Source organism: Chitinophaga sp., assembly GCF_036566945.1.
In the GTDB taxonomy this organism is placed as follows: Bacteria; Bacteroidota; Bacteroidia; order Chitinophagales; family Chitinophagaceae; genus Chitinophaga.
On sequence record NZ_DATCVJ010000059.1, the window covers coordinates 1 to 6,716 of the forward strand.

Annotated in this window: 5 protein-coding genes; 3 read left to right on the forward strand and 2 right to left on the reverse strand. The window is 45.5% G+C overall.

Annotated elements, in window-relative coordinates; translation table 11 throughout:
* Positions 1–55: 55 nt before the first annotated feature.
* Together VIP81_RS01760 and VIP81_RS01765 are read right to left on the reverse strand one after the other, a co-directional pair.
* Entirely contained in the window at positions 56–3,409 is a 3,354-nt protein-coding gene (locus VIP81_RS01760; RefSeq protein WP_331956757.1) for a TonB-dependent receptor, read from the reverse strand.
* Between the two features lie 206 nt (positions 3,410–3,615).
* Complete coding sequence (locus VIP81_RS01765) at positions 3,616–4,896, reverse strand: UDP-N-acetylmuramoyl-tripeptide--D-alanyl-D-alanine ligase (protein WP_331956758.1); 1,281 nt, start codon at positions 4,894–4,896, stop codon at positions 3,616–3,618.
* Between the two features lie 132 nt (positions 4,897–5,028).
* Between VIP81_RS01765 and VIP81_RS01770 the strand changes: the two genes are divergently transcribed.
* The 3 genes from VIP81_RS01770 to VIP81_RS01780 all read left to right on the forward strand — a co-directional run.
* Positions 5,029–5,400, forward strand: a complete 372-nt coding sequence (locus VIP81_RS01770; RefSeq protein ID WP_331956759.1) for a hypothetical protein — start codon at positions 5,029–5,031, stop codon at positions 5,398–5,400.
* Between the two features lie 16 nt (positions 5,401–5,416).
* Positions 5,417–5,965 carry a YceI family protein gene (locus tag VIP81_RS01775; protein ID WP_331956760.1) on the forward strand — a complete coding sequence of 183 codons (549 nt, stop codon included), beginning with the start codon at positions 5,417–5,419 and terminating at the stop codon, positions 5,963–5,965.
* 12 nt (positions 5,966–5,977) lie between these two features.
* On the forward strand, positions 5,978–6,716 hold a 739-nt coding region (locus tag VIP81_RS01780; RefSeq protein ID WP_331956761.1), incomplete at its 3' end, for a DUF5777 family beta-barrel protein.

The following is a 6,716-nucleotide window of genomic DNA, read 5'->3' on the forward strand; positions in this document are numbered from 1 at the left end:
AAAAATCCGGAAAATCATCTAAATCAGTATAATCCTGGGAAAGACAAAAAACCGCTTAATTAAACAAATACTTAATCCCCAACTGTCCCTGCCAGCGAGAAATCACGTTAGTATTATCTCTCCATGAATTAGTAACCGGAATCTGGTTAGCTGCATCCTGGTATGGGAAAGAGAAAGCGGCGGCATTGGTAGCAGCACCGGTAGGATCTTTAAACTGTCCTTCGTACTTCAGGAAAGAAGGTACATTCGGGATTTTGGAAATGCCCCAGTTTTTGTTCAGGAAGTTACCGAAGTTAATAATGTCGAAACTGATACGTATTGTATGCTTGTTTTTTTCTTTGCCGCTGTATACAAAAATGTCCTGTGTAATATTCACATCCATTCTTTTAGCGAAAGGTAATACAACCGCATTGCGTTCTGCATATTCACCCCGGTGTGCACTCAGGTAAGCATCCTGTTTAATGAAATTATCCAGTTGGTTCCAGATAATATTGGTGGTACGTTTGTCGGCATTGGAGTTAGGATCATAGCCTTTATCACCATAACCTACCGGGACCAGTTTAATATCATTTCTTGTTTTCGGAATATAGATCAGGTCATTGTTACCGCCGGAAGCATCGTTATTCAGATCGCCGTTATAAGTATAGGAGGTATTGCTGAAAAGGCCGTTCACACTGGGTGCTGCTTCGTAGATCATACCAAAGGAAGTAGCAAAATGTTTTGCCCACGCAAATCTGTAGGTAGCAGCAGCCACAATACGATGTGGCATATAATAGTTGGAATACCCCAAGACGTTTGCATTAGGATCTCCCTGTACCGGGCGATCGCGCCAGTTACTCTGGGCAATACTTCCACCATCATTTACGCTGCGCGCCTTGCTGTAAGTATAGGCAGCGCTGAGGTAAAGATTATTCACATTTCTCTGCAGCTGTAGGGTGGCAAAGTAAGAGTATCCTTTGCTGGTATTACGCATCAGGATAGCATCACTGATATTAGGATTACTCAAACTGGTACCTGCACCGTAGATCTTTGAACTGCTGTAGCGGAGGCGGTGATCAGGTGTGCTGTCCAGCTGAAACCCTGTAGCAGGAAGGTTTACGTTCTGGAAGTATACGGCATTGATATCTTTGGAGTAGTTGGCTTCCAACGTAGCAATGATCCCCCATGGTAATTGACGATCCACTGCCAGGGTTACTTTTAATACCTGTGGATATTTAAAATTCCTATCGGTAACGGCTATATTGTATGATTTGGATAGCTGTCCTGAATTATCGCGATAGGTATTTGGATCAGGATTGAACGGATAATTAATAACAGGTGTAGTGGCGCTGGTTTGTGCGGTGAACGATCCAAACTGCACGCCATTATTACCGGCCTGGTTGCTGATCCACACCGCTGGTGGCGGACCAGCAAATAAACCGGCGCCGCCACGCAGCTGCGTTTTGCCGTCATGCGTGATGTCCCAGTTAAAGCCAATTCTTGGTGAAATCAATGGCGTTGTTTTAGGCGCCTGACCCACATCTATTTTTACACCATCTCTGAAAGTTAATGCCGCCAGAGAATCATTTTTAGCAAACGTACTGCCTATAACGGGCAAGTCTATACGAACACCATAAGTAAAGGTAAAGAAGTTGCTGACGCTCCATTTATCCTGTACAAATGCACCCAGTTCCAGCATGTTTATTTTAGCATATGGAAAGGATTTATCCTTGGTGGTGGCATAAGACAACGCATAGCGAACGGCAGTAGGCGAGCCAGTTCCGTCAGTTTTGGCACTGGCATAGAAATCTGCCAGCGTGTTAAAGCGGTAGTTGCCATTGTAGTTAGGTGCAAAACCATTCAGGAATGTTTTGTAATAATTTTGTGTGCCAACGGTGATTTCATGTTTACCCTTGTACATGGTAAAGATGTCGGACAATTGGTATACATTGGTATTCAGCTTATTGTTGTAAGTAAATGGTTCGTAACCAAAGGCCGTATAGCTGGCGCCTTGTCCATTCATAATATCTACCAGCGGGAAATTTCCTTCGGAAAGTGCTGCTCTGAAATCACGCAAAGCAGAATATCCAATCTGGAATTTATTGGAAGCGCGGTTGCCGATACGGGTATTTAATTCTGCAATAAAAATGTTGAAATTATTATTGATCGTATAGCCGCTGCCGCTAAAAGGAAGACCTGTAGCGCTGGGCTGGCGGCCACTTCCAACAGCTCCACCACCGGGTGCACCACTGTTGCTCGCAGGAATATCTTTGAATGATTTCAGGTAACTGTATTTAAAAGTAAAGGTGTTGTGATCATTCACATTCCAGTCTACTTTAAAAGTTACTTTATCACTCTGCGTACGATAGGTATAGTTCTGATAATCACCGGGATTATATCCGTATTGACTCATCAGGAATTGTTTGAGTGCGTCGAGGGTATCTGCTACAGCCTGCGACACGTTACCGCCGGCTACGCCACCGGGTTTGTTGGCAACAAGACTGGTAGCAGGAGCTTTGATCCTTTCCTGTTCTGCACTTACAAAGAAGAACAGTTTGTTGGGGATAATAGCACCACCGGCAGAAAAGCCGCGCATGTTATAATTAAAGTCAGGCTTCGGAACGGTGACGGTGCCTACCTTTCTTCCCTGTAAGCCAGGTGTTTGTATATAGGTATACACCGATCCTTTAAAAGTGTTGGTGCCACTCTTGGTAACACTGTTGATACCTGCGCCGGAAAATCCACCTTGTCTTACATCATAAGGCGATACGTTTACTTGTATCTGCTCCAGCGCTTCGAGGCTGATAGGCTGCGAAGAGGTTTGAGAGCCAAGTGTAGGCTGCAAACCGAAAGAGTTGTTGAAGTTGGCGCCATCAACGGTGATGTTGTTTAACTGGTTGCTTCTGCCGCCAATATTGAGGCCGTTGGCGGAAGGGGTTAATTTGGTGAAGTCCTGCATAGACCTGCTGATAGTAGGGAGTCGGTCCATCTGTGAGCGGGTAATGACTTCCTGGCTACCTGTGCGGGCTTTGTTGATCACTTTGTTTTGGGAGATAGAAGTGACTACTACTTCTGTCAACGTGCTGGTACTGGGTTGCAGGGTTACATCAGCTTTGTATTCCTGTCCCAGCGAAAGGGAAATGTTTTCGCGTTTTTCATCTTTAAAACCAATGTAAGAAACGGTCAGTGTGTATGGACCGCCTACACGAAGGTTTGGTAGATTAAAACGACCGTCTTTACGTGAAACGGTATTGTACTTGGTGCCGGTAGGTACATGTATAGCTATGATACTGGCCCCCGGCACCGGGCCTTCTTTGCTACCAATAATACCCGCAATATCTGCGGTGGTTTCCTGGGCAAATAGGGCATTAGGGATCAGTAGTACGCAACAAAGCATACAAATGAGGCTACACCAGATTTTTTTGTGCATGCGATTCAGATTTTGGTAAAGGTCAAACGACCGGTTCAAGTATTAAAAATAATACAATTATGAAATCGTTAACAAAATATTTAGGTAAGCAGAAGGCAAAAAGCAAAAAGCAAAAAGCTATTGTAGCGGATGCTGAACGTGAATATATATCCGCTTAGATCATCCGCTACAATAGCTTTTTGCTTTTTGCCTTCTGCTTTCTGCTCCTATAGCAGTACCTTCTCCATACCTGTGCTTCTGGAGCCTTTGATCAACACATATGCGTTTTGTAATTGTTGCTGCTGTAACCACTTGCCTGCTTCAGTGGCATTTTCCAGGAAGATATAAGGGTGATTTACCTTTTTAAAATCACCGCCTACCAATACCACAGCATCCCAGTGTGTGCGTTCCAGTAAGGTAACGAGGTCGGCATGTTCTTTTAAGCTATCTGCTCCCAGTTCCGCCATGGCTCCCAGCATCAGCACTTTTTTATCTGCCGTTATACCGGCAAAATTTTCGATGGCGGCTCTCATGCTGGAAGGATTGGCATTATACGCATCCATGATGATGGTATTGCTGCCTTGTTGTATTACCTGTGAACGGTTGTTAGACGGTGTATAATGTGCAATAGCGGGGGCGATATCTTTTTCCGGTACGCCGAAATGCGTGGCTACGGCCACTGCTGCCATTACATTAGGAAAGTTATAGGCGCCTGTGAGTTGTGTTTGTATAAATCCTACCTGGCTGTTACCTCTTACCTGTACCGCCAGGAATGCGCTGTCGGCAATGGGTTCGCCCACATAGTCGGCCTCGCTGCTGCCGTAGGTGATGATTTGCGGAATGCCGGCGGCCATTTCTAACAGGTAGCCGTAATCGTTACATACAAACACAGTTCCGTTGTTGGCCCGTAAAAAATCATACAATTCGCCTTTGGCTTTCTTTACCCCTTCTTCGCTGCCAAAGCCCTCCAGGTGAGCTTTCCCGATGTTGGTAATCATGCCGTGGGTAGGCAATGCCACCTGGCAGTAGCCGGCGATTTCCAGCTGGTGGTTGGCGCCCATTTCTATCACGGCGATTTCCACGTCCGGGAGTATACTTAAAATAGTAAGAGGTACGCCGATATGATTATTCAGATTGCCGATAGTGGCATAGGTTTTTAAGCCGGCAGACAATGCGGCATTGACCAGTTCTTTCGTAGTGGTTTTGCCGTTAGTACCGGTAATGGCCAGGAAGGGGATATTTAATTGTTGACGATGCCGCAAAGCCAGTTGCTGCAAAGCTTCCAGGGCATCGGGTACCAACATCATCTTTTCCGGTACGGTGAAATACGCTGCTTCATCTACCACCGCAAATGCGGCGCCCAACTCTAATGCCTTGGCGGCAAATTCGTTACCATTGAAATTCCCCCCTTTCAGCGCAAAGAAAATATCATTGGCTTTCAGTTTACGGGTATCCGTTTGTACCGAGCGGTGCTGCTCATAGATGCTGTATAGTTGTTCAATATTCACGGTCAAATCTTATTTAGTGCAAAAATAAGTGGTTAATCATGTAATATAGCAGAATTTTATCTTCGTTTAAAAGCAACCAATTTTATTACTATCCCGTATATCACCATCAGCAATCAAATTATGGAAAAACCTATGAGGCGCATTACATTTTTTTTATTGGCCAGCATGCTGTTTGTGGCGTGTAAAAATGACAAGGCTCCGGCGCCCGTGAGTGGCGGTATCAACTGCGATGTAGCTAAAATTACCACATCGTATGTGTTGGCCGCCGTGCAGGCTAATTGTACCAGCCGCAACTGTCACCCGGGAGGCAACTCCCCGGTGGTAGCAGACTTTTCTACAGCGGATAAATTAAAAGGATACATCAATACTCACCGTGCATTGTTCGAGTTACGTGTTACCGGACCGCAGGCAGACATGCCCCAGTCGCAGGTTTTCCCGCCGCTCTCACAAGGCATGAGAGACTCTATCGCCTGCTGGATCGCACACGGACTTCCGGATCAATAATCTTAAAAAGATAAACATGAAATACTGGCTGCTTTTGATAGGTGCCTGGATCACCGTGTCCGCCGCATCTGCACAGGATGTATACTCCTGCAAGAATACCCGTTTATCCTTTTTCTCTTCTTCCCCCCTGGAAGATATTGAAGCGAAAACAGACAAGGGAGCGTCTGCCATCAACATAAAAACAAAAGATGTTTTCTTTAAAGTGCCTATCAACACTTTTCAGTTTAAGAAAAAACTGATGCAGGAACACTTTAATGAAAACTACCTGGAAAGTGACAAATATCCGTACGCTGAATTCAAAGGGAAAATCAATGATGCTCCGGAAATCGGTAAAGACGGTACTTATCCTGTAACGGTAACGGGTACACTGAATATTCACGGTGTGGAGAAAGCATATACCGCCAAGGGTACCATTACCACCCAGGGAACCACCATCACGGTGGCATCTACGTTTAATGTACGTGTAGCCGATCACGGTATTAAAATTCCTTCTCTGGTCATACAAAATGTGGCGGAAGTAGTCGCCGTAACGGTGAACGCCATCTATACTCCTTACAGTAAATAATAGCATCTTCTCATGAAAATTATATCAACCATCCTGTTGTGCTGCATCATCAGCATGTATGTACAGGCACAGCGCCTGGACAAACTTTTCGATTCTACCACCGCTACACATACCAAAGTGCTGGATACGTATAAGTCTACCCGCATTGTACAGGGGCAGTCCACCGAAATGCTGCGTAAACATGAGCTGGATTTCCGCGTGGCACACCGTTTCGGTGATGCTGCCGGTGAGTTTGGTGGTACCAAAACCTTTTTTGGTACGGATAACTCCACGGATATACGAATTGCTTTTGAGTATGGCATCAGCGATAACCTCATGGTAGGTATCAGCAGAAGCAAAGGCAGCGGGGATTTGCAGCAGTTGTATGAAGGATTGGTGAAGTATCGTTTATTGCAACAAACTACCGATAACCATATCCCGGTGTCGCTGGCCTTTTTTGGCAACATGGTGATCAGTGGCATGCCTTCCAGTACGGATATTACTTCCGCCGCCTATTTTGCGGATGGAAGCGACCGGCTGATGTATGTAACACAGGCCATCATCTCCAAAAAATTTGCAGATAAATTGTCCCTGACCCTGGTGCCTTCTTATGTACACCGCAACCATGTGGCCTATATGGACATGAATAATATGTTTGCCCTGGGCGCCGCTGGCCGGCTGAAACTGAGCAAACGGCTGGGACTACTGGCGGAGTACTATTATCCGTTCCGTACCCAGGAAAGTAAGGATTACTTCAAGTCACAGAAAGGAA

Excerpts from the sequence above, each read along its gene's own strand:
- VIP81_RS01770 (WP_331956759.1), top strand. The coding sequence starts at position 5,029 with ATGAGGCGCATTACATTTTTTTTATTGGCCAGCATGCTGTTTGTGGCG.
- VIP81_RS01760 (WP_331956757.1), bottom strand. The coding sequence starts at position 3,409 with ATGCACAAAAAAATCTGGTGTAGCCTCATTTGTATGCTTTGTTGCGTA.
- VIP81_RS01775 (WP_331956760.1), top strand. The coding sequence starts at position 5,417 with ATGAAATACTGGCTGCTTTTGATAGGTGCCTGGATCACCGTGTCCGCC.